At 37.0% G+C, this 21057-nt stretch carries 20 protein-coding genes; 11 read left to right on the forward strand and 9 right to left on the reverse strand.

Annotated features, from left to right (window positions below; all coding sequences use genetic code 11):
* Window positions 1-3: 3 nt before the first annotated feature.
* Window positions 4-3426, reverse strand: coding sequence for a T9SS C-terminal target domain-containing protein (locus tag BMX49_RS04020; protein WP_034718818.1), 3423 nt, complete (start codon window positions 3424-3426; stop codon window positions 4-6).
* Between the two features lie 152 nt (window positions 3427-3578).
* On the opposite strand from BMX49_RS04020, the gene BMX49_RS04025 reads away from it, so the two are divergent.
* Complete coding sequence (locus BMX49_RS04025; RefSeq protein WP_034718819.1) at window positions 3579-4847, forward strand: alkaline phosphatase family protein; 1269 nt, start codon at window positions 3579-3581, stop codon at window positions 4845-4847.
* 51 nt (window positions 4848-4898) lie between these two features.
* Here the strand turns inward: BMX49_RS04025 and BMX49_RS04030 are convergent, their stop codons facing one another.
* The 3 genes from BMX49_RS04030 to dinB all read right to left on the reverse strand — a co-directional run bounded on the left by BMX49_RS04030 (window position 4899) and on the right by dinB (window position 8750).
* On the reverse strand, window positions 4899-5960 hold the full coding sequence (locus tag BMX49_RS04030) for an NAD(P)-dependent alcohol dehydrogenase (RefSeq protein WP_034718820.1): 1062 nt from the start codon (window positions 5958-5960) through the stop codon (window positions 4899-4901).
* 91 nt (window positions 5961-6051) lie between these two features.
* Complete coding sequence (locus tag BMX49_RS04035; protein ID WP_034718821.1) at window positions 6052-7527, reverse strand: alpha-amylase; 1476 nt, start codon at window positions 7525-7527, stop codon at window positions 6052-6054.
* A gap of 140 nt (window positions 7528-7667) precedes the next feature.
* Window positions 7668-8750: a DNA polymerase IV gene (dinB, locus tag BMX49_RS04040; RefSeq protein ID WP_034718822.1), complete on the reverse strand. Its 1083-nt coding sequence runs from the start codon at window positions 8748-8750 to the stop codon at window positions 7668-7670.
* A gap of 74 nt (window positions 8751-8824) precedes the next feature.
* Here dinB and BMX49_RS04045 point away from each other — a divergent pair, with 74 nt between their 5' ends.
* Genes BMX49_RS04045 through BMX49_RS04055 form a run of 3 tightly spaced genes read left to right on the forward strand, consistent with a single transcriptional unit; the run spans window position 8825 to window position 10119 of the window.
* Window positions 8825-9049 carry a hypothetical protein gene (locus BMX49_RS04045; RefSeq protein ID WP_034718824.1) on the forward strand — a complete coding sequence of 75 codons (225 nt, stop codon included), beginning with the start codon at window positions 8825-8827 and terminating at the stop codon, window positions 9047-9049.
* Complete coding sequence (locus tag BMX49_RS04050) at window positions 9031-9330, forward strand: type II toxin-antitoxin system RelE/ParE family toxin (RefSeq protein WP_034718825.1); 300 nt, start codon at window positions 9031-9033, stop codon at window positions 9328-9330. Before BMX49_RS04045 ends, BMX49_RS04050 begins: the two co-directional genes overlap by 19 nt.
* A gap of 21 nt (window positions 9331-9351) precedes the next feature.
* On the forward strand, window positions 9352-10119 hold the full coding sequence (locus BMX49_RS04055; protein WP_034718827.1) for an NYN domain-containing protein: 768 nt from the start codon (window positions 9352-9354) through the stop codon (window positions 10117-10119).
* A 64-nt stretch (window positions 10120-10183) separates the two neighbouring features.
* On the opposite strand, the gene BMX49_RS04060 is transcribed toward BMX49_RS04055, so the two are convergent.
* Both BMX49_RS04060 and lpxK read right to left on the reverse strand, forming a co-directional pair.
* A complete protein-coding gene (locus tag BMX49_RS04060; RefSeq protein ID WP_034718832.1) occupies window positions 10184-11002 on the reverse strand; it encodes a purine-nucleoside phosphorylase in 819 nt (272 codons plus the stop codon).
* A complete protein-coding gene (gene lpxK / locus BMX49_RS04065; RefSeq protein ID WP_034718833.1) occupies window positions 10986-12011 on the reverse strand; it encodes a tetraacyldisaccharide 4'-kinase in 1026 nt (341 codons plus the stop codon). Before lpxK ends, BMX49_RS04060 begins: the two co-directional genes overlap by 17 nt.
* Window positions 12012-12173: 162 nt before the next feature.
* Here lpxK and BMX49_RS04070 point away from each other — a divergent pair, with 162 nt between their 5' ends.
* From BMX49_RS04070 to BMX49_RS04080, 3 genes are all read left to right on the forward strand, one after another.
* Window positions 12174-13160 (forward strand): D-alanine--D-alanine ligase, encoded by a 987-nt coding sequence (locus BMX49_RS04070; protein WP_034718834.1) that lies wholly within the window; start codon window positions 12174-12176, stop codon window positions 13158-13160.
* Window positions 13161-13229: 69 nt separating this feature from the next.
* On the forward strand, window positions 13230-13709 hold the full coding sequence (gene coaD, locus BMX49_RS04075; protein ID WP_034718835.1) for a pantetheine-phosphate adenylyltransferase: 480 nt from the start codon (window positions 13230-13232) through the stop codon (window positions 13707-13709).
* A 117-nt stretch (window positions 13710-13826) separates the two neighbouring features.
* Entirely contained in the window at window positions 13827-14462 is a 636-nt protein-coding gene (locus BMX49_RS04080) for a trimeric intracellular cation channel family protein (RefSeq protein WP_034718836.1), read from the forward strand.
* A 153-nt stretch (window positions 14463-14615) separates the two neighbouring features.
* Here the strand turns inward: BMX49_RS04080 and BMX49_RS04085 are convergent, their stop codons facing one another.
* The gene (locus BMX49_RS04085) at window positions 14616-15182 is read right to left on the reverse strand and encodes a hypothetical protein (RefSeq protein ID WP_034718838.1); all 567 of its coding nucleotides are present in this window, start codon (window positions 15180-15182) and stop codon (window positions 14616-14618) included.
* A 64-nt stretch (window positions 15183-15246) separates the two neighbouring features.
* Window positions 15247-15750: a dihydrofolate reductase gene (locus BMX49_RS04090; RefSeq protein WP_034718839.1), complete on the reverse strand. Its 504-nt coding sequence runs from the start codon at window positions 15748-15750 to the stop codon at window positions 15247-15249.
* A 75-nt stretch (window positions 15751-15825) separates the two neighbouring features.
* Here BMX49_RS04090 and BMX49_RS04095 point away from each other — a divergent pair, with 75 nt between their 5' ends.
* The 3 genes from BMX49_RS04095 to BMX49_RS04105 are packed head-to-tail and all read left to right on the forward strand — an operon-like array spanning window position 15826 to window position 17643.
* Window positions 15826-16434, forward strand: coding sequence for a LemA family protein (locus BMX49_RS04095; RefSeq protein WP_034718841.1), 609 nt, complete (start codon window positions 15826-15828; stop codon window positions 16432-16434).
* Window positions 16434-16862, forward strand: a complete 429-nt coding sequence (locus BMX49_RS04100; RefSeq protein ID WP_034718843.1) for a TPM domain-containing protein — start codon at window positions 16434-16436, stop codon at window positions 16860-16862. The genes BMX49_RS04095 and BMX49_RS04100 overlap by 1 nt, the downstream gene beginning before the upstream one ends.
* Entirely contained in the window at window positions 16843-17643 is an 801-nt protein-coding gene (locus tag BMX49_RS04105; RefSeq protein WP_034718844.1) for a TPM domain-containing protein, read from the forward strand. The genes BMX49_RS04100 and BMX49_RS04105 overlap by 20 nt, the downstream gene beginning before the upstream one ends.
* A gap of 264 nt (window positions 17644-17907) precedes the next feature.
* On the opposite strand, the gene BMX49_RS04110 is transcribed toward BMX49_RS04105, so the two are convergent.
* Window positions 17908-18705, reverse strand: a complete 798-nt coding sequence (locus tag BMX49_RS04110; protein ID WP_034721162.1) for a head GIN domain-containing protein — start codon at window positions 18703-18705, stop codon at window positions 17908-17910.
* Between the two features lie 79 nt (window positions 18706-18784).
* Here BMX49_RS04110 and BMX49_RS04115 point away from each other — a divergent pair, with 79 nt between their 5' ends.
* A complete protein-coding gene (locus BMX49_RS04115; protein ID WP_034718846.1) occupies window positions 18785-20926 on the forward strand; it encodes a M3 family metallopeptidase in 2142 nt (713 codons plus the stop codon).
* Window positions 20927-21057 lie beyond the last annotated feature (131 nt).

Here is a 21057-nt window from a genome sequence, read left to right on the forward strand (position 1 = left end):
TTATTAATTTCTGGTTTTTACTAAAACCCAACCGGTCAATTTTGTAACGGTTGCTGAACCTGGTTCTTGCCATTGTAAAACATACCAATAACTTCCGGTGCCAACAAGTTTTCCGGCGGATTTTCCGTCCCAAGAGAAACTGTTGTTTTTGTCTCCTTTGAAAACAGAAACTCCATAGCGGTCGAAGATTTGTAAATATGGATTGTCTTTTCGCAACAGATCATCGTAGTTCAGAACATCATTTTTACCATCATCATTTGGCGTGATTACATTCAGAATTCTGAGAATATTAATTTCAGTTGTTGTTGGCACACATTCATCGGCAGAAATTACATAAACGGTATAATTTCCCGGCGGAACATTGTTGAAAACATTCGAGCTTTGATAGGTGGATCCATCGAGCGAGTACTGATATGGTGGATTTCCGCCTGTCACCAAAACGGTAATGGTTCCGCCCTGAATTTCGATGACCTTAATTACGGGTAACAGTACTGTTTTTACCGAGACCTTTTGTCTGTACGTGCAGCCCTCGAAAGTAAGATCAACCCAATAATCTCCAGCGGGAACATCGATGGATTGCTCCTTAGAATTATTACTCCACAAATAGTCGCTAAAGCCTTCTCCTGCATCTAAATTCATAATCACGAGCGGACAAATATTTTTATCAACGAGCTTCAGAGAATTTTTTGGAATTTTTATTTTTAGATTTAAAGAACCAATTTCAGCACAATTTCTGGGCTTCTGCAGACGTAAATAATAAGTACCAGCGTTTTTCACCTCAACTTCTTCTGGAATGGAATTCTCGTTGTTGAGGGCATCTTTTAAATTAAGGAAATAAGTAGCTGTAACATCAGCTTCATTATTGAAATCAGAAATATAGTTGCTTAAATGAACCATTTTTTTTCCGTCTAAATCATCATCACAAATTGTATCTGGAGCCACCGTATCGAGAATCAATTTCGTTCCTATTAATATCGAAATTTTTTCAACAATAATTGGACAACCATTTTTGGGTTCTACTCTAATCCAGATTGAACGGTTTGCTGTAAAACTGAAAATGTCTTTGATATTGTCTGTTAATGATCCTGCGTTTGCCTTGATTTCGGTGTCATAATAACGAACGATATGATTAGATGGAGTTTGTAAAACTGACGGTGTAATTGAAGTTACGTCAACTTTATAAATACCATCAAGCACGCCATCGATATCCTCGTCGCAGTGGCTTTTGGTATATAGTTCAGGTTTAACGTCCGCGGGTAATTTTACTTTCAATTCAATTCTCGCAACGGCAACACATCCAAAAGTGTTTTTCATCCGGACCCACACGAATCGATCGACAGAAGTGAAATTTGCAAAATTGTTGATTACCTCTGCTGCAATCTCATTTTCTGCGCCAGCTTCAGTTTCATAATAAGTTTTAGAAACCGTCGAATCTGGAGTTACAGCTGCTTCTCGTAAATCATAAGTTGCAGATCCTGTTTCAGAACATTCTCCTAAAGGCACATTGTATTTTTCAATTTGATTTAAAGTAATGGTTGCTTGCACGGTTTCGCAGTCGGATATAGCACCATTTCCACAAAAGGAAAATTTAAAAGTATCCGTTCCAATTGCATTCGGGTTTGCGGTATAGGTAATGGTTCCATCTGCATTGATTACAACGTTTCCTTTGGTTGGTGGCGTATCAATTTTAAGGGTGGTATTATTGATAGTTTGGGAACTTAAAGCGAATTCAGGACTAATTAGTTGTTCCGTGCAAGTGGTAAAATCGTAGTTGGTGTAAGTAGTACAATTGTAGAATTTGAAATCTGCGGTTTGAATTTCGGGACAGGTCCCTTGCTGTACTTTTACGGCGTAAATTCCGGCTTGGGTGGGGAAATATTCAAATTCAGAGTTCGATGGATGTTGTGCAGTTACTGGTGCTGGAACAAAAACTCCATTCACCTGAATAAGCCACAGATAAGAATCGAAACCTTCAGTCACGGCAAGTTTGACTGGTGGTGAGTTTTGAAGACAGTCTCCTTCGGTTTTTAAAATAAGAGGAATCGCGGAAAATCCTGCAAAATAGCCACCATACCCAAAAGCATTATTACCACTTGCGATTCCCGCGGTTACGGCTTTACTTGATTCTATGGTGAGATTTCCTTTGACTTCGGGGATTGAATAAGTTACCCAAGTTTGATTAGCGGTGATCGTAGAAATTTCATAGGGCCCATATTGAGCGTCGGGAATTATTCCATTCACTTTTACAACCGCTCCTTGCTGTGTTATAATATTTAATTTCGTTAAAAAAGTATTGTCGGAATCAGTTTGAGCTATTCTACTGATATAACTTAATTCATCAATTTTTTTTGGCAAATAACAGTTAAGCGGCGGTATATAATTCATACCACCAGTGGCAAGTGGAGAACTGCCACTTTCTACACCTCCCAAAAGTTGGTAGACATAGACGTTTTTATCTGTTTTAATATGTAGATTATAATGGTCACTTCCTCTCAAAGTATAGTTCGATTCGTCGATCAAATAATAGTCTCCCTCATTAGCTAAAGTAGCAATCGGAACGGTAGAATCATTGACGTAAAGTGACGTGTTTTTCTCAGTGGCAACAACAATTGCACCTTCCATATTATTCCCTATAGCTCCGTAACCTTTTACAATTACAAATTCATCTCCTAATTTATCCACCGGCACAGACTGATCCATCAAAATGTCTGATCCATCGTCTAAATCCGATGTCGCATACTGGCCATTAAAATTCCCATTACTCATAGAAATGGGTTTATCGGAAGTAACTGTAGCTCCAATGAAACCATTGAGATTTTCTGCATTCGTGGAGCGGCCATCAATTATGTAACTTTCTCCTTTATTAAGGGTGAAAGTAAAATCCGTTGCTAGGCCATAATCATTAAAATAAAGGTTTTTCTTGAAATTATTAACGGTTACAGTAGTGTTGTTCTCAGTAGCCAAAAAGCTCGCTCCAAAGCCAAGGTTATTATTAACTTGAGCGTTAGGCGCAACCACAGTATAAAACTTTGTTCCAATACCAGCGGTTCCTTTAGAGGTGATAATTTCGGCATGATTTGCAACCCGAAAACGTAAATTAGCGAAACATGGTTTTTCAGCTTGTATGTAAAGGCCCCTGTTTCCAACCGTATGCAAGTCATTTTTTGATTTGGTAATGATATAATCTCTGTAAACTTTTATAATCGCAGGATTTCCCTTGCTAATCGTCCTTGTGTATACAACCGCATTATTGCTGTAGACCAAAACTTTAAAGGCTGAAGTTTCATTTGTCGAAAGATGTAGGTATTGTTCCGGGCTACCATTGCCTTGTCCATCATACATCGGTGCAAACCAATGTTCCCGATCAAGTTGTGCAAAAGAAGTGACGAAAATAAAGGAGAATAAAAAGAGTATTATTTTTTTCATATGGTAGGTGCGGATTGCGTACAAATGTAATATTTTTTGATAAAAATTAAGACGGTTTACAGTCGTGCTTAAAAATTTTATCTTCTAGTTTAATGATGAAACTAAGTTTAGTACGTCTATTTAAAGATTAACTTTGTATTTATTCTAATTCTATGAAAAAGCTGATTTATTTTCTTTTTATTTTAAGTTTTATTAATGGGTTTTCCCAAACGGATACCGCACAAGTTGTAGTTCCAAATCGATTAAATTCTGTGGAATCTATTGCCAAACCTTACGTCATTTTAATTTCGGCCGACGGCTTTCGATACGATTATGTCAAAAAATACAAGCCTGAAAATCTTACCAACCTAGCTGAAACTGGAGTTTCCGCTCAAGCTTTAATTCCCAGTTTTCCGACCATTACTTTTCCCAATCATTGGAGTTTAATTACGGGTTTATATCCTGCTCACCATGGATTGATCGATAATTACTTTTACGATTATCAGCGGAAAAGTTTCTATGCAATGAGCAACAAACAAGCTGCAGAAGACGGAACCTGGTACGGCGGAACACCACTTTGGAGTTTAGCCGAACAGCAAGGAACGCTTTCTGCCTCGATGATGTGGGTAGGTTCTGCTAGTGATGCGGGCGGAAAAAGGCCAACCTATTATTATCATTACCATGAGAAATTCTCACCCAACGAAAAGGTTTCTAAAGTAATCGACTGGTTAAAATTACCAGAAGATCGCCGTCCGCATTTCATAAGTTTATATTTTCCAGAAGTTGATGGCGCGGGACATCGGTACGGACCAGATAGTCAGGAAGCTGAACAGTCGGTTCATTTGATTGATGACGCCATCGGAAATTTGATTAAGAAAGTAAACGAATTAGGATTAAATAATGTCAACTTCATTTTCGTGTCAGATCACGGAATGGTGAAAGTGGATATAGAAAACCCGCTTGAAATTCCAGAGATTCTTTTCGATAAAAACAGATTTGATTTTTACAACGCTCAAACTTTAATGAGAGTGGTGGTGAAAGATCCAGCAGAAGTAAAATCAGTTTATAAAGAATTAAAGAGAAATAAAACCGCTAATTACGATGTTTTTCTCGATAAAAGATTTCCAAAGAAACTTAATTTCTCAGCGAAAAATGATCGCTATAATCGAATCGGCCAAATTCTATTGGTTCCTAAAGCACCTAAAATATTTTTGGAAAAAGGAAAAAGAACCTCGATGGGAAAGCACGGTTATAGCCCATACGAAGTTCCTGAAATGAAAGCTGCTTTTATTGCAGCAGGCCCAGCCTTTAAACAAAATCTTGAAATTGGTGAATTTCAAAATGTGAGTGTTTATCCAATCGTAACTGATATTTTAAAACTAAAAATTTTAGAACCTATTGATGGAACACAAAAAGTAGCGAAAGAAATTTTAAAGAAATAACCAAGAAATCCGGCTGAGTTTCAACCGGATTTTTCTATTTTATTATTGATTCTAGTTTTGCAAAGACTGCATATCAATTACAAATCGATAACGAACATCGCTTTTTAGCATTCGCTCATAAGCTTTATTAATGTCTTGCATATTGATTATTTCGATTTCTGGTAAAATATTATGTTCACCACAGAAATCCAGCATTTCCTGAGTTTCTTTAATTCCACCAATTAATGAACCGGCAACTGATTTTCTACCTAATACCATCGGAACAGATAGAAGAGCTTCGTCCATTTTACCGAGGAAGCCGACTAAAACTAAGGTTCCACTGATGTTTAAAGTGGAGATATAAGCATTAATGTCATGATCATAAGGAACGGTATCGATAATTAAATCGAATTTTCCAGCTGCTGCTTTCATCTCATTTTCATACGTAGAAATCACCACAGCATCGGCACCAAGATCCAATCCATCTTGAATTTTGTCTGGACTTCTGGAAATCAAAGTGACTTCTGCACCTAAACCTTTAGCTAATTTAATTGCCATATGACCCAAACCGCCTAAACCGACTACAGCAACTTTACTTCCTTCTTTTACGTTCCAGTGTTTTAGTGGAGACCAAGTTGTAATCCCTGCACAAAGTAAAGGAGCAACCGCTTTTAGATCTAAATTTTCTGGAATTTTTAAAACGAAATCTTCGGTAACTACAATTTTCTCTGAGTAGCCACCAAAGGTTTGTTGATTTAAATGTTGATCATTTCCATTATACGTTCCCGTTGAACCATTCAGACAATATTGTTCTAAGTCCTGTTTGCAACTTTCGCACTCTTTGCAAGAATCTACCATACAACCTACACCGGCTAAATCACCAACTTTAAATTTGGTTACCTCTTCACCCACTTTCGTAATTCTTCCCACGATTTCGTGTCCGGGAACCGCTGGATATTTGGTGCCGCCCCAATCATTTCTGGCGGTGTGCAAATCGCTGTGACAAACGCCGCAATATAAAATTTCAATTTCAATATCTGTCGGTTTGACCTCTCTTCGGTCGATGGTCATTTCTTTCAAATCATCATTTTTAGAAACCGTTCCAAAGGCTTTTATATTCCAATTATCGCTCATGTATTTTATTTTTATTGAAAACAAAGATAGTTTCTTGCTGATCAAATTTATGTTAATGAAGTGCTAAATGATTTTTTACTCTCTCATAAAATTAGTCTGCAGGAATCCAAACCGAAACATTGCCAGCCGGCACGGGGAAATTTCCCCAACCATTTTCATCGATCGTGACTTTATCCTCAAACCATCCTAAGTAATCGTGAAAAGTTTGTCCCGAATATTGGGAACCCATTTCCATGGGTTTTTGGTAAGCGTCTTTATTACTGAGGACAACTGCACAACCTTTGTGTTCTTCATCACCTTCGCGAATCCAACCAAGGCAGTTTGCATCTTCGAAATAGTCGCGCTGTGTTCCGTAAGCGAACAATTGACGAGCCTTTAATAGCTCTTCAATTTTTTCAACTTTGTCTAAAAAGATTTCCTGATCGTTTCCTTGTTTGTCTTGATCGGTATAATGGGCGCCAAATAAATCGGGATAGAAAATACACGGATAACCATCTTGTCTCAATAAAATTAAAGCATACGCCAACGGTTTGAACCATTTTTCAACCGGAGCTTCCAATTCTTGTAAAGGTTGCGTATCATGGTTATCAACGAGTGTTACTGATAATAAAGGATTTGACAATGTTAAAGTTTTATCAAATATCGTCCTTAAATCATATTCAGCTCCAGCCAAAGAGGCTTCGTGAAAATTGTGATGTAAAGAGGAATCGAATAAACTCATCGATCCTTCTGTTGCTTCAATATATTTTTCTAAAAGGGGCAATTCTCCCGGAGACCAGTATTCGCCGACGGCAAAAATATTTTTTCCCGTGTTGGCTCTCAAAGTGTGTAACCACTCTTGATAAAATTCGGGCGACTGGTGTTTCACCGCGTCCAGTCGAACGCCATCAAAATGAATCTGATCGTGGTACCATTTCCCCCAGTTATTCAATTCTTCGCGAACGAAATGATTTCTTTGGTCCACATCATTGTACATCAAATAATCGTAGTTTCCTTTTTCAGTATCAATCATTTCTTCCCAACCATCGCCGTGATCGTTGATGATTTGAAAAATTCCTTCTTCCTGACCTTCGGCATAATCAACCCCAGAAAAACATTGAAAATTCCATTTAAAATCTGAATATTTTTCACCTCTCCCCGGAAATGTAAATTTGGTGTAAGATTCTATTTCGAAAGGTTCGGATAAATTTTCCTGACGATTTTCAGGGTTCACTTTTACGGCGTGAAATTTTTCTAATTCGTCACCTCCAGCTTTATGGTTGAGTACAATATCGGCAATGACAGAAATTCCACTTTCTTGTAAAGTTTTACAAGCCGTCAAATATTGTTCTTTGTTTCCATACTTAGTTGGCGTAGTTCCTTTTTGGTCAAATTCACCCAAATCAAATAAGTCGTAAGGATCATAACCGACAGAATATCCGCCACCAGCACTTTTGTAAGCGGGCGGAAACCACACGGCGGAAATTCCTAATTCTTTTAAATAAGTTGCAGAATCTTTTATGTGATTATATAATTGCGAATTTCCATCGGAATACCAATGGAAAAATTGAATCATGGTTGGGTTCATAATTGTTAATTTTTAAAATGGAGTAGCAAAAAGTGTCCCGAAAAATATTTACGTAAAACGAGTCTTATCGATTCCTTTTAATTTCTTCTCTAATTTATTAATAATAAAACGAATGCGGAAATTTTACAGTTTCCCTAGCTTTAAGTAAACTCCACAAACGGGATTTTCAATTGTACCGAAACTTGTTTTTTCTCTTGGGTGTTGAGGTTAGAAAGTGATAAGCCTAACAGTCTAACTGGTTTATCAAACGGTCGAAGTTCCCAAAGTTGTTTAGCAATCAAATAGAAATCTTTTGCGTTTTCGTAATAAATTTCTTGAGTTTTACTTCGGGTGTACACCGTGAAATCTTTGTATTTAATTTTCAGTGTTAATGATTTTCCTTTAATTTCTTTTTTTGAAAGTCGCGTATCCAGATCTTCACTGATTATTTTTAACTGATTAAAAACCGCTTCTTCATCCGCTAAGTTTTCCCAGAAAGTTTCCTCCACCCCGACGCTTTTCTGAATCCTATTCGGTTTTACTTCGCTGTTATGAATTCCGCGTACGACATTGAAATAGTAAGTTCCGGATTTTCCGAAAAGAGCAACTAATTCTTCCAGTGACTTTTGCTTCAATTCTTTACCCGTATAAATATGCAGCTCGTGCATCTTGTTGGCCGTGACTTTTCCGATTCCATGAAATTTCTCTATCGGCAGTTCTTCCATGAATTCCAGAATCTGGGTTGGATGAATGGTTTTTTGTCCATTCGGTTTGCGATAATCAGAAGCTACTTTTGCTAAAAATTTATTCACCGAAATTCCCGCAGAGGCGGTTAAACCCGTTTCTTCGAAAATTCGACTTCTAATTTGACGTGCAATATCCTGCGCTGATTCAATACCTTTTTTATTTTCGGTAACATCAAGATAAGCTTCATCCAAAGAAAGTGGTTCGACCAAATCAGTAAACTCGTAAAAAATGGATCTGATTATTTGCGAAATTTCTTTGTATCGATTGAAGCGCGGTTTTACGACAATTAAATGCGGACATTTTTCCATGGCAATTCTTCCCGGCATTGCAGATCGGATTCCGAATTTTCTAGCTTCGTAACTTGCTGCGGCCACCACGCCGTACATCCCGCCGCCGACTGCTAAAGGTTTCCCTCGCAGTTCTGGATTATCATGTTGTTCCACAGAAGCGTAAAAAGCATCCATATCAACATGAATTATTTTTCGGTCGGTTTGCATGGCGCAAAATTAGGGAATGATATTGAAGTTTAATATAACTTAGAATTTGTAAATTTGAAGTAAATTGAAACACAATGAGCACTGCTGACCTAAAATTAGATTTAATCAATAAAATTATCAGTTTAAAAGAAACTAGGATTATTGAAGAAATTCAAAAACTTTTAGATTTTGAGTTAGAGGAAGGTGTTTTTCAAGCTTCTTCAGTGCAAAAACAGAGACTAACTGAAGCGAAAAATGACACAGTTCTTTCAGGAGAAGACGCAAATACCGAAATTGAAAAGTGGCTGCAAGAAAAATAAATTGGACAAAAGAAGCCAACTTTGAAAGGAAGGAGATTCTTGACTATTGGATTATTAGAAATAAATCTAAAACGTATAGTATTAAATTAAATAAACTATTCATAAATACCTTAAAACAAATTGCTGATAATCCAAAAATTGGTCGAAAAACAAACTTTGAAAATGTACGGGTGAAAATTGTTCGAGATTACCTTCTTTTCTATGAATTTGATACAAAGCAAATTAAAGTTTTATCACTATGGGACGGAAGAAGAGACGACAGCACAATTCCAGTAAAATAAAATTGTAAATAGAAAAATAATATGACCGACGATAAATTAGCAGTCCTCATCGATGCGGACAATGTTCCCTATAAAAATGTAAAAGAAATGTTGGAGGAAATCTCCAAAAACGGAACTCCAACCATTAAAAGAATTTATGCCGACTGGACCAAACCTACCGTTTCCGGTTGGAAAAATGTTTTGCTCGAAAATGCAATTACCCCAATTCAACAATACAGTTACACGACTGGAAAAAACTCTAGTGACAGCGCACTGATTATTGATGCAATGGATATTTTATATTCCGAAAAAGTAACAGGTTTCTGCATTGTATCAAGTGATAGCGACTTCACCAGACTGGCAACAAGACTTCGGGAAGCCGGAATGATGGTGATGGGATTTGGTGAAAAGAAAACACCGAAGCCTTTTATCTCCGCCTGTGATAAATTTATTTATTTGGAAATCTTAAACGACACCGACGATTCTGACAAGGATTCGGAAAAAGATTCAGGAAATACAGTGACTAAAAAAACGGAGAAACCTAAACGAAAAAAAGAGCCATTGAGTAAAGTTGATGGACGAACCATTAAATTAATTACAGAAAGCATTAATGATTTAGGTGACGAAGATGGCTGGACATTCCTAGGAAATCTCGGCAGTTTTATTATTAAAAAGAAACCCGACTTTGATCCGCGAAACTTTGGTTTTGCAAAACTCTTGCCTTTGATTAGAAGCATCGGTAAGATAGAAATTGATGAGCGCGAAACCGGCGTGAATAATATTAGACATATTTACGTGAAAGTGAAATAGTCTTTAAAACAGAAAAAACGCATCCCGAAAAGATGCGTTTTTTCTATTTGTATTTTCGAAAAAATTAAGCGTTGTAATTCTTCACCAAACCTTTAACGATTTTAATAACGTTCGGCATTGCTTTATCAGCCGCTTGTAAAACTTCTTCGTGCGAAACGGTGAATGCAATGTCTGGTCCGCCAACATCAGTGATAATAGAAATTCCGAAACAATCCATTCCTTGATGTTTCGCAACGATTACTTCGGGAACAGTACTCATTCCAACAGCATCTCCACCAATCGCTTTAATCATTCCGTATTCCGCCGGAGTTTCGAAAGTTGGACCTTGTAAAGCAACGTAGCAACCTTGGTGCGCTTTGATTCCTAAATCTTTGGCAACATTTGCCGCCACTTCAATCATCTTTTTATTGTAAGGTTCGCTCATATCCACAAACCGTGGACCGAGTTCGTCTAGGTTTTTTCCACGCAACGGATGTTCCGGCATCATGTTAATGTGATCATTAATAATCATCACATCTGCAACCTTAAAGTCAGGATTTACACCGCCACAAGCATTTGATAAAATCAAATTTTTAATTCCTAACAAATGAAAAACGCGGAAAGGAAAAACCACGGTTTGAATGTCGTGACCTTCATAATAATGAAATCGGCCACTCATCATCAATACTTTTTTACCTTCAAGTGTTCCGTAAATTAACTGTCCGCCATGCCCTGCAACAGTTGTTTGCGGAAAATTAGGGATTTCGTGATATTCTAAAACATGTATTGCTTCAACTTCATCTTTGAGCTTTCCTAAGCCGGAACCTAAAACGATTGCAAATTCAGGCGTGTCCTGAATAATATTTTTAATGAAATGTGCAGTTTCTTTAATTTTTACTAACATAATTAAGGATGATTTGATTAAATTCTTCTTTCTTGTCAATGTTCACATTGATGGGCCAATAGTAAACAAGATCCCTAAGATAATCAAAAGATTTGAGGCGCACATAGTCTTTCTCGGTGGTTAGGATTAGTTTGTATTCGCCTAATTTTTTATATTCAGCCAAAATATTTTTAATATCCTGATCTGTGAAATTGTGATGATCTCTGAATTTTAAATGTTTCACCCGTTGCGAAAATCTTGCTAAATGATTGAGTAAAGGTTTCGGATTGGCAATTCCGGTGATGAGCAGAATATCATAATAATCCAAGTTGTTATCTGGAAGCATTTTGTCTCTGGAATAAACATTTTCATCATACCCAATGCTTGAGAAAAAGACTTTTTGATCATGCTGAGGTCTAATTCTGGAAATATAATATTGCTTTTTTTCGTCGGTCAAATCGTAAGGACATTTAGAAACCATAATGATCTGAGCGCGCTTTGCTCCTGATCTACTCTCGCGCAAATTACCTGCAGGCAAAAGAAAATCTTTAAAATAAGGATCATTATAATCCGTCATTAAAATATTGAAACCGGGTTTTATGGCTCGATGTTGAAATGCGTCATCCAGCACCAAAGCTTTCAAATCCATATCGTTGATCATCTTTCGTGCACCTGGAACTCTTTCTTCTGAAACGCCGATAACGAAACGGTTTTTGTACCGCTCAAAAAGTTGCATCGCTTCATCACCCACCGTTTTATAACTGCTGTCATAATTGGTGATTCCGTAACCTTTTGTCACTCTTCCGTATCCTCTAGATAAAACGCCCGTTCGGTAATGTTTAGATATTAAATCGGCAATATACATCACCATTGGCGATTTTCCGCTACCGCCCACGGAAAGATTTCCAACGTTAATTATTGGAGTTTTAAATGTGGTCGATTTATAAATTCCCCAGTCATACATTATGTTTCTAATGGCGGTTGCCAAATGATAACCAAGGGAAAAAGGGTAGAGATACCATCTTTTCATAGTCCGCAAAATTACAACTTTTTAACAGTAAAGAAAATAGATAAAGCCTCATTTTTATCAGCTCGTTCTTTTAAAATCTATTTCTGGTGATGACATAAATTTCCTAATTATAGCCGTGGCTTTTAAACAATTTGCTTAATTTTGCTTCTATAGTTTTATTAGATGAGCAAAAAAAATATAGCCGTAGTAATGGGCGGATATTCTGATGAATATAAAGTTTCCCTAAAAAGTGGTCAGCTGGTTTATGATTCTCTGGATCGTGAACTTTACAATGTTTACAAAGTCGTCATTCTGAAAGACGACTGGTATTTTCTGGATGATCGTGGTCAAAAAGCACCCATCAATAAATCTGATTTCTCAGTAAGTTTAACCAGTGGATTTCAGGTGAAGTTTCATGCTTGCTTTAATATCATCCACGGAAGACCAGGCGAAAATGGTGAGCTACAAGCATATTGGAATACGATTGGCCAAAAATATACAGGTTGCGATTTTTATCAAAGTGCTCTAACCTTTAATAAAAAAGATACTTTAACAGTCCTTTCTAAATATGGAATTCCCTCAGCGAAAAGTATTTATTTAAGACAAGGTGAAGAAATAAATGAAACTCAAATTATCGAAGAGCTGGGCTTGCCTCTTTTTGTAAAGCCGAATCAGTCTGGTTCGTCGTTGGGAATTACTAAGGTTAAAGAACAGTCTGAGTTAAAGAAAGCTTTACAATTTGCTTTTGCAGAAGACGAAGAAATTTTAATCGAAAGTTTCTTAGATGGAATGGAAGTGTCGGTAGGTGTTGTCGATTTTAATAATGAAACGGTAGTTTTAGGAATCACTGAAATTGTTCCCGATAAAGAATTTTTCGACTACGAAGCAAAATATGAAGGTGCTTCAGAAGAAATTACACCAGCCAGAATCGATGATGAAACTCGTAAAAGAGTAGAAGAGATTTCGAAACGTGCTTATGAAGCTTTAGGTATGAGTGGATTTTCAAGAAGTGAATTTATCATTATGAACGGAATTCCCTACATGCTAGAAATGAATACGAATCCTGGATTTTCGCCGACGTCAATCTTACCGCAGCAGGCAAATTTTTACGGAATTTCAGTCAAGGACTTGTGTGGCAACGAAGTCGAAAAAGCACTGGCTAAAAAATAAATAAAACTTTTTATTTTAGATTTAAAATTATTTGATCTAAAATTTATTATTCAAAATTTAAAATCATTTATGAGAGTAGCAGTTTTTCCAGGTTCATTCGATCCTATCACCCTTGGTCATTATGATATTGTCGAAAGAGCTTATCCTCTATTTGATAAAATAATTATTGCGATTGGACAAAACTCACAAAAAAAGTACATGTTTTCCTTAGAAGAAAGAATGGAGTTTATCCGAAAGTCTTTTGCGAAATTCCCGAATATTGAAGTTGATCATTTTGAAGGATTAACTATCGATTATTGCCACAGTAAAAATGTGAATTTCATTTTGCGTGGACTTCGTAATCCCGCGGATTTTGAGTTTGAAAAAGCAATAGCCCAAACCAACAGAGAACTAACGAAGGATAATGAAATAGAAACCATATTCCTGTTAACCTCGTCAGGGAAATCATTCATCAGCAGCAGCATCGTGCGAGAAATCATTACGTTTGGTGGTAATTACGAAATTATGGTTCCCGAAGCAGTTAGAGTTGACAAGTTGAGCAAAAAATAAAATATAGAATACAAAGGATTATTTTCTCAATTCGTGAACTTTTCGGATCGCTTCTAATACTAACGTTTTTCTTTTAGCATCCATCATCCATCATCCATCATCTATCATCCATTACATATGGTTCAAGAAAACCTTACGCTCGCCATTGAAATTTTAGGAACCATTGCTTTTGCGATGTCGGGCAGTTTTGCTGCGATGCAAAAACGGTTGGATCCTTTTGGAATTTTGATTATTGCGTTTGTCACGTCTGTGGGTGGCGGAACGGTGCGGGATTTATTATTAGATGTACCCGTTTTTTGGATGCATGATATGATCATCTGCTCAGTCGTATTTATAACTTGCATTGTTTCTATGATTTTCAAATCGGTTGAGAAGAGGTTTCGAGTTACCTTATTTATTTTTGACAGTATTGGTCTAGGATTATTTACGATTGTGGGAATTCAGAAGGGCATGAATGCTGATCTAAACCCTTTAATTTGTATCACTTTAGGAACGATCACTGGCTGTGTGGGTGGAATTAGTCGCGATATTTTATTGAATAAAATTCCACTAATTTTCCGAAAAGAAATTTATGCAACGGCTTGTATTGTGGGTGGCGGAATATTTTTAATTTTGGTCAAATACACTACGCTTTCTTATGCGTTTGTGCAAATATTCACCATTCTGCTAATTGTTGCGATCCGGACATTTGCGGTAAAGTACGAGTGGCAAATTCCGAAATTCTATGGCGTAGATGATAATGCGGAAATGTAATGTTAGGTCTTAGCAAGTAAGTTTGAGGTATTAGTTTTACATGAAAATCTTTCTCATTGCTTGAGGTAAACTTATAAAACAGTCTTTTTGGCGCTCGCCTCTGGCCACAAAAAAAGCCCGACTGAAATCGAGCTTATATTTTTTGATATCTGATTACGAGAATTTCCCTCTCTGTCTCATGTTCGGATTGTGCATATGTTTCTGCATCGATGGCATTTTCAGCTGATCTTTCAGCATCTTGATCTGGTCGGTCATCATTCCCGAGCTGTCCAGTCTTTTAGCTTCTTCCAAAAGTTGTTTTGCTTCCTGACGTCTGCCTTTTTGTATTGCTCCCGCGGCGATATTTAAAGTTGCCATTGCGCGATCGTGCTTCATATTCAATCCATATTCCAAAGCTTTTTTCATGTAAGGTTCTACTTTACTCGGATTATCTTGAGCTAAAGTAAGTCCCTGTAAATAATGAAAATAGCCATACTGGGACTTGTGAAGTTGCGATTGGTAATTGGTGATTTTCGTCAACCAACTTCCTGCTTTTACCATGTTTTGTTTTCTTAAAAACCAAAAAGCCAATAAGATGTATTCGTTTTTGAAAAAGAGTAAAATCGGAATTCCCGAAAGAATCACCGTTACAATTCCCCAACCGATATTTCTGTTCATCATCAGATAAACTCCGAAAGCAATCATTATTGCGGTGATGACGAATTTTATATATTTATTCATTGTTAAATTTTAATGGTGCAAAGATAATAATTTGAGTTGAAAATAGAAGTCTACGGTTGGATACTTATTTTTCAGCCAATTTTACTTTTCGCTCATAGGTTTGAAAGCAAAAATCAAACTCGTTCTTTTCATCTTTCTCATGACAAACTTCCTCTATTTTATTCCAGATTTTTGGATCAATCTTAGGAAAAAAAGTATCTGCTTCTAAGTTGGTCTGAACTAAAGTTACTTCTAGTTTATCCGTCAAGTCTAAGGTTTGTTCATAAATGTTTCCGCCACCAATGATGAAAACTTGTTCATCTATTTTCTTGGCAAACTTCACCGCTTCCTTTACACTTCCCACGATCAGTATTCCCTCTTCGAACCAGTCTTTTTTTCTGCTGACTACAATGTTTGTACGATCAGGAAGCGCTTTGCCAATACTTTCATACGTTTTTCGACCCATGATAATAGGGTGGTCAGTAGTCATTTCTTTAAAATGTTTTAAATCTTTTGGCAAATGCCAAAGTAACTGATTATCTGCCCCAATTTCATTGTCTAGTCCCATCGCCACAACAATTGTAATCATTTTTTTAAATTTTCACAAATTTAGCACATAATTTGTATATTTGGGTATCGCATTAAATTAAAAAAATAATAAACTATGAGAAACAAAGGATGTATGAGCGCCGGAACAATCGGGATTGCTCTACTTGTAATTGCCGTGCTGGTTTTTTTCTGGGGAAAAAATGGCTACAATAATTTCGTTGCCAAAGAGCAGACCGTCAATACCAAATGGTCGAATGTAGAAACCGTTTATCAGAAACGCGCCAACCTAATTCCCAATTTAGAGCGTACCGTAAAATCTTATTCCCAATTCGAGCAAGAAACTTTAACCAAAGTAATCGAGGCTCGTTCAAAAGCTACTTCAATTACGATCGACCCTACGAATATGACCGAAGCGGACTTGGCGAAATTCCAGGCAGCCCAAGGTGAATTAAGTGGAACATTAAGCAAGTTGATGGCGGTGGTAGAACAATATCCAAATTTGAAAGCTGATCAGCAATACCTTAATTTCCAAAGAGAATATATCGCGATCGAAAACAGTATTCGCAGCGAGACGGTCTATTTTAACGAAGCAGCGAATGAGTATAATATTACCATTAAATCATTCCCAAATAATATTTTGGCCAACTTCACCAATTTCAAAGAAAAACCAACTTTCAAAGCAGCTGCAGGTGCTGAAAATGCTCCAGAAGTTTTTAGTAACTAATGAATAGCTTCCTTACAGATTATCAAATGGCTTCTCTCGTAGAAGCCATTCAAACAGCAGAAAATCACACCCGAGGTGAAATCAAAGTTCATATTGATTCTACCACCGAAGGAAATAACGCAGAGATTGCTTTTGAGGTTTTCAAAAGACTCTGTGAGAATAAAACTGTTGCCAAAACTGCGGTGCTTTTTCATGTCAATTTTGAACAGCAGTATCTTACCATTATCGGCGACGAAGGAATTCACCAGAAAGTTCACCAAAGATTTTGGGATAAAATGCATGATGAAATTACGATCGCATTTTCTAACCAAAAATATTTTGAGGGTCTAAAAAGTGGCATCCTGCAAACCGGTCTCGAATTGAAAAAACACTTCCCCGTTGTGGGAGAAAATCCAAACGAACTTCCTAATGAGATTACGTTCTCTTAAATATCTTTTTGCCTTATTTTTTTTAGGTTTAAACATCATCGTTTTTGCCCAGTTAATTCCTAAAAAGCCAACCAAAATATTTCCGGTTACGGATAATGTTGGGTTATTGACGGAAACTGAGAAAAATCAAATCAATCAAAAGTTAATCAAGTTTTACGATTCTACTTCTACAGAAATTGCCGTAATTATTGTTCCAACCACTAGTGGTGAAGACATTAATTACCTCGCGACGATGTATGGCGAAAAATGGGGGATTGGTGAAAAAGAGCAGGATAACGGTATTGTTTTTCTGATCGCTACCGAAGATCGGAAGTTTGCTATACAGCAGGGAAGAGGCGTTGAGCGATATTTAACAGCATCTGTTGCAGGACAAATCTTAGATTATATTGTAACTCCAAATTTCAAACAAGGCTTGTGGTACGACGGAATTAACCGCGGCACAGACGCTTTAATGGAAGCCGTGCAAGGGAAATTTAAACCCATTGCTAAAGATCCAAATCAGGACGGTTTAAGCTCCTCTCAGATTTTAATGATTGCCTTTTTTGTTTTCATCATCATTAGTTTCTTATCTAAAGGTGGCGGCGGAAATGGCGGACGCAATGACGATGAAGATGTGATCCTATCACGAAGAGGCAGAAGTTCCTATCCAGGCGGATTCTTTCCCTTCCCAGGAAGTTTTGGCGGTGGTGGATTTGGTGGTGGCTCAAGCGGTGGCGGTGGATTTGGCGGCTTCGGCGGCGGCGGAAGTTTCGGCGGCGGCGGTGCTTCTGGCGGTTGGTAGTTTGTAAAGAGCCAAGTAAAAAGAAAAAACACGTAAGTGAGAATGCCTTTCAATTAAAATGTATTTAAATTATTAGACATGTAACAAATCAATAGGAACGGGCTTTAGCCCGTTTTTTTTATTGGATATTTCTGTAGGCTTCAGCCAAAACTTATTTATAGTATTCATGGAACTAAAGAGGGTTATCTGATTTCTGAATTTTAATGCAAAAAAAACAGTCCAAATTCTGAACTGATTTTTTTAATGATTAAACTTGACTATTCTTTACTGAATCGAAACGCTTCCGCCACTACTTTCTTTTTGGCTGATCACATTGAGATTTCCTTTTCTATAAATGTTAATGTCACCTGATGAACTTGCAGAGGCGTCTAGCTGATCGGAAACTGATAAGCTAATGTCTCCGCTACTTGAGGCACTTACATCAGCATTTTCCGCAACGACATTTTTGGCATTTAAAGTTCCGGATGAAGAAGATTTCATTTTTGCATTTTTTGTTTTACCCGAAATGATCACATCACCAGAAGACGAAACTTGAGTATCTAAATTAACGGCCCAAACAGTTCCAGAGTAAGTTCCTGAACTAGAAACAGCAATTGACAAATCGTTGGCTTCCAAATTTCCTTTTATACTTCCAGAACTAGAAACTTGAATATCTGTTTTGTCTTGAGTGAATTGATCTTTAATGATAATGCTTGCGGAGGAACTTGCTTTAATGGAGGAGAAATCTTTAGCAAAAATTTTCACGGCCACATTTCGGGCAGAAATATTCAAATTTGGTTTGAAATGGATGTACAATTGACCGTTGTTATTTTCTACCAAAACGTCATCTAAAATATCAGCAGGAGCCGTAACCACCACTTTTTCTACACTCGCTTTTACTACTTCTGCCTTGATTGATTGGGCTACTTTAATTTCATCAAAGGAAAAATTATATTCTTTATTTTTTATAATGCCGGTTCCTTCTTTTGGTGTCATATTAAAAGGAAACCCACTATCGGATTTGACATTGCAAGCTGTTAATAATAAAAATGCAGATAAAACGGAAATAGATAATGTTTTCATAGGTTCAATGGTGTTAAGGTTTATTATGTTAAAGATAAAATTAAAATTAATATCTTTATACCTTAATAACAATTTACGAATGAAAAATATTACATCAATTTTTTTAATTTCATCTCTGGCCATTGCAAGTGGCTGTACCACTATGAAAACTTCAGACAATAATTCTACGGAAATTCCGGCACCCAACGCGAATATGGCGAACAATCCTTTTATGAAGAAAAGTTCGCTGCAATATCAAGCTCCGGAATTTAATAAGATTAGGGACAGCCATTTTAAACCAGCTTTTGAGTATGGAATAAAAGTTCAGTTGGCAGAAATCGAAAATATCGCGAACAACACGGCCGCACCAACTTTTGAAAATACAATTCTCGCACTGGAGAATAGCGGTGAAGTGTTGCGACGTGCTCAAACCGTCTTTTATAATTTGACAGGTTCTAATACCAATCCAGATCTTCAAAAAATAGAAGTGGAATACGCTCCAATTTTTGCCGGCTTATCTGATAAGATTTATCTTAATGAAAAATTATTTAATCGAATTAAAGCAATCAATACTTTAAATTTAGGTTCCGAAGAAAAGCGAGTTTTGGAATTATACACTACCAATTTCGAAATTGCGGGTGCCAATTTATCGCCGGATAATAAAGTAAAGGTTAAGAAAATCAATGAAGAATTAGCTACCCTGTCTACCCAGTTTTCTAATAAATTATTAGATGCCAGAAAGAATGGAGCACTTCTGATCAGTGACGTAAAAGAATTAGATGGGCTTTCTGCGGACGAAATTGCAGCTGCCGCGGCAGATGCAAAAGCTGCTGGAAAAACGGGTTATTTGCTTTCACTGCAAAACACGACTCAACAACCGCTTCTTCAAAATCTAAAGAATAGAGCCACAAGAGAAAAATTATTTAAAGCGTCTTGGTACCGCGCTGAAAAAGATAATGCTGATGACACCAGAAGCATTCTTGAAAGACAAGCGAAACTAAGAATGGAGAAAGCACATTTGATGGGCAAAAAATCTTTCGCTGAGTGGAAGTTGCAAGATCAAATGGCGAAGACTCCAGAGAACGCAATCAATCTTTTGGCACAATTGGCAAAACCTGCCGTGGAAACGGCAAAGAGAGAAAGTGACGAAATTCAAGCTTTGATTAATAAGCAAAAAGGTGGCTTTACGGTCGAACCTTGGGACTGGAATTTTTATGCAGAACAAGTTCGAAAAGAAAAATATGATTTAGATGAAAATCAAATCAAACCTTATTTTGAAGTGAAGACTGTGTTAGAAAAAGGCGTTTTTTACGCAGCTGAAAAGTTCTACGGAATTACTTTTAAAGAAAGAAATGACTTGCCAGTTTATCATCCAGATGTAGTGGCATATGAAGTGTATGATCGTGATGGCAAATCTTTAGCGATTTACTATTTGGATTTCTATACCAGAAATAATAAAAATGGTGGAGCTTGGATGAGCAACTTTGTAGATCAATCGCATTTATTGGATCAAAAACCAGTAATCGTAAATGTCTTTAATTATCAAAAACCGGCCGAAGGAAAACCATCTTTGATTTCTTACGATGATGTAACGACCATGTTCCATGAATTTGGACATACACTACACGGCCTGTTTGCGGATCAAAAATACACTTCTATTTCAGGAACCAGCGTCCCTCGTGATTTTGTAGAGTTCCCTTCTCAGATTAATGAGTTTTTCGCGTTGGAACCTGCCGTCTTAAAAAATTATGCTTTGCATTATCAAACTAAAAAACCGATGCCACAGGCTTTGGTAGATAAAATTAAAAAAGCGGGAACGTTTAATCAAGGATATTCTACGACAGAGTTAGTTTCTGCCGCTACGATTGATATGAACTGGCATTCCGTAACTGATGAATCGCAGTTTAAACCAACCTTAGACTTTGAAAAAAGTGTTTTGGCGAAATATGGCTTTAACTTGAAGCAAGTTCCACCGAGATATCATTCTCCTTATTTTGCACACATTTGGGGCGGCGGATATTCGGCAGGATATTACGCTTACATGTGGAGCGATATGTTGAATTCTAATGCCTGGGACTGGATTTCCAAAAATGGTGGCATGACCCGAGCAAATGGAGACCGTTTCCGGAAATACATTTTATCAGTTGGAAATTCTGTCGATTTGAATACGGCATTCAAACAGTTTACAGGAAAAGATCCAGATATCAAACCATTATTGAAGGATAAAGGATTTATTAAATAAGCCTTAAGTTTTAGACAATAGATAATACTTAACCGCAGAAATTTCTGCGGTTATTTTTGTTTAAAAATGAAAAAGTTGTGGAAATACAAACTGGAAGAAGTTCTAGCCCGGATGGCAGCGGAAATCCTTTT

Origin of the sequence: Kaistella antarctica (assembly GCF_900109615.1) — a bacterium.
In the GTDB taxonomy this organism is placed as follows: domain Bacteria; phylum Bacteroidota; class Bacteroidia; order Flavobacteriales; family Weeksellaceae; genus Kaistella; species Kaistella antarctica.

What these genes read in the sequence shown, in the direction of transcription:
- BMX49_RS04030 (WP_034718820.1), bottom strand. Translation starts at nt 5,960, where the DNA reads ATGAGCGATAATTGGAATATAAAAGCCTTTGGAACGGTTTCTAAAAAT.
- BMX49_RS04035 (WP_034718821.1), bottom strand. Translation starts at nt 7,527, where the DNA reads ATGAACCCAACCATGATTCAATTTTTCCATTGGTATTCCGATGGAAAT.
- BMX49_RS04080 (WP_034718836.1), top strand. Translation starts at nt 13,827, where the DNA reads ATGGTTCAAGAAAACCTTACGCTCGCCATTGAAATTTTAGGAACCATT.
- BMX49_RS04085 (WP_034718838.1), bottom strand. Translation starts at nt 15,182, where the DNA reads ATGAATAAATATATAAAATTCGTCATCACCGCAATAATGATTGCTTTC.
- BMX49_RS04090 (WP_034718839.1), bottom strand. Translation starts at nt 15,750, where the DNA reads ATGATTACAATTGTTGTGGCGATGGGACTAGACAATGAAATTGGGGCA.
- BMX49_RS04055 (WP_034718827.1), top strand. Translation starts at nt 9,352, where the DNA reads ATGACCGACGATAAATTAGCAGTCCTCATCGATGCGGACAATGTTCCC.
- BMX49_RS04115 (WP_034718846.1), top strand. Translation starts at nt 18,785, where the DNA reads ATGAAAAATATTACATCAATTTTTTTAATTTCATCTCTGGCCATTGCA.
- BMX49_RS04095 (WP_034718841.1), top strand. Translation starts at nt 15,826, where the DNA reads ATGAGAAACAAAGGATGTATGAGCGCCGGAACAATCGGGATTGCTCTA.
- BMX49_RS04100 (WP_034718843.1), top strand. Translation starts at nt 16,434, where the DNA reads ATGAATAGCTTCCTTACAGATTATCAAATGGCTTCTCTCGTAGAAGCC.
- BMX49_RS04060 (WP_034718832.1), bottom strand. Translation starts at nt 11,002, where the DNA reads ATGTTAGTAAAAATTAAAGAAACTGCACATTTCATTAAAAATATTATT.
- dinB (WP_034718822.1), bottom strand. Translation starts at nt 8,750, where the DNA reads ATGCAAACCGACCGAAAAATAATTCATGTTGATATGGATGCTTTTTAC.
- BMX49_RS04020 (WP_034718818.1), bottom strand. Translation starts at nt 3,426, where the DNA reads ATGAAAAAAATAATACTCTTTTTATTCTCCTTTATTTTCGTCACTTCT.
- coaD (WP_034718835.1), top strand. Translation starts at nt 13,230, where the DNA reads ATGAGAGTAGCAGTTTTTCCAGGTTCATTCGATCCTATCACCCTTGGT.
- BMX49_RS04105 (WP_034718844.1), top strand. Translation starts at nt 16,843, where the DNA reads ATGAGATTACGTTCTCTTAAATATCTTTTTGCCTTATTTTTTTTAGGT.
- BMX49_RS04110 (WP_034721162.1), bottom strand. Translation starts at nt 18,705, where the DNA reads ATGAAAACATTATCTATTTCCGTTTTATCTGCATTTTTATTATTAACA.
- lpxK (WP_034718833.1), bottom strand. Translation starts at nt 12,011, where the DNA reads ATGAAAAGATGGTATCTCTACCCTTTTTCCCTTGGTTATCATTTGGCA.
- BMX49_RS04045 (WP_034718824.1), top strand. Translation starts at nt 8,825, where the DNA reads ATGAGCACTGCTGACCTAAAATTAGATTTAATCAATAAAATTATCAGT.
- BMX49_RS04070 (WP_034718834.1), top strand. Translation starts at nt 12,174, where the DNA reads ATGAGCAAAAAAAATATAGCCGTAGTAATGGGCGGATATTCTGATGAA.
- BMX49_RS04025 (WP_034718819.1), top strand. Translation starts at nt 3,579, where the DNA reads ATGAAAAAGCTGATTTATTTTCTTTTTATTTTAAGTTTTATTAATGGG.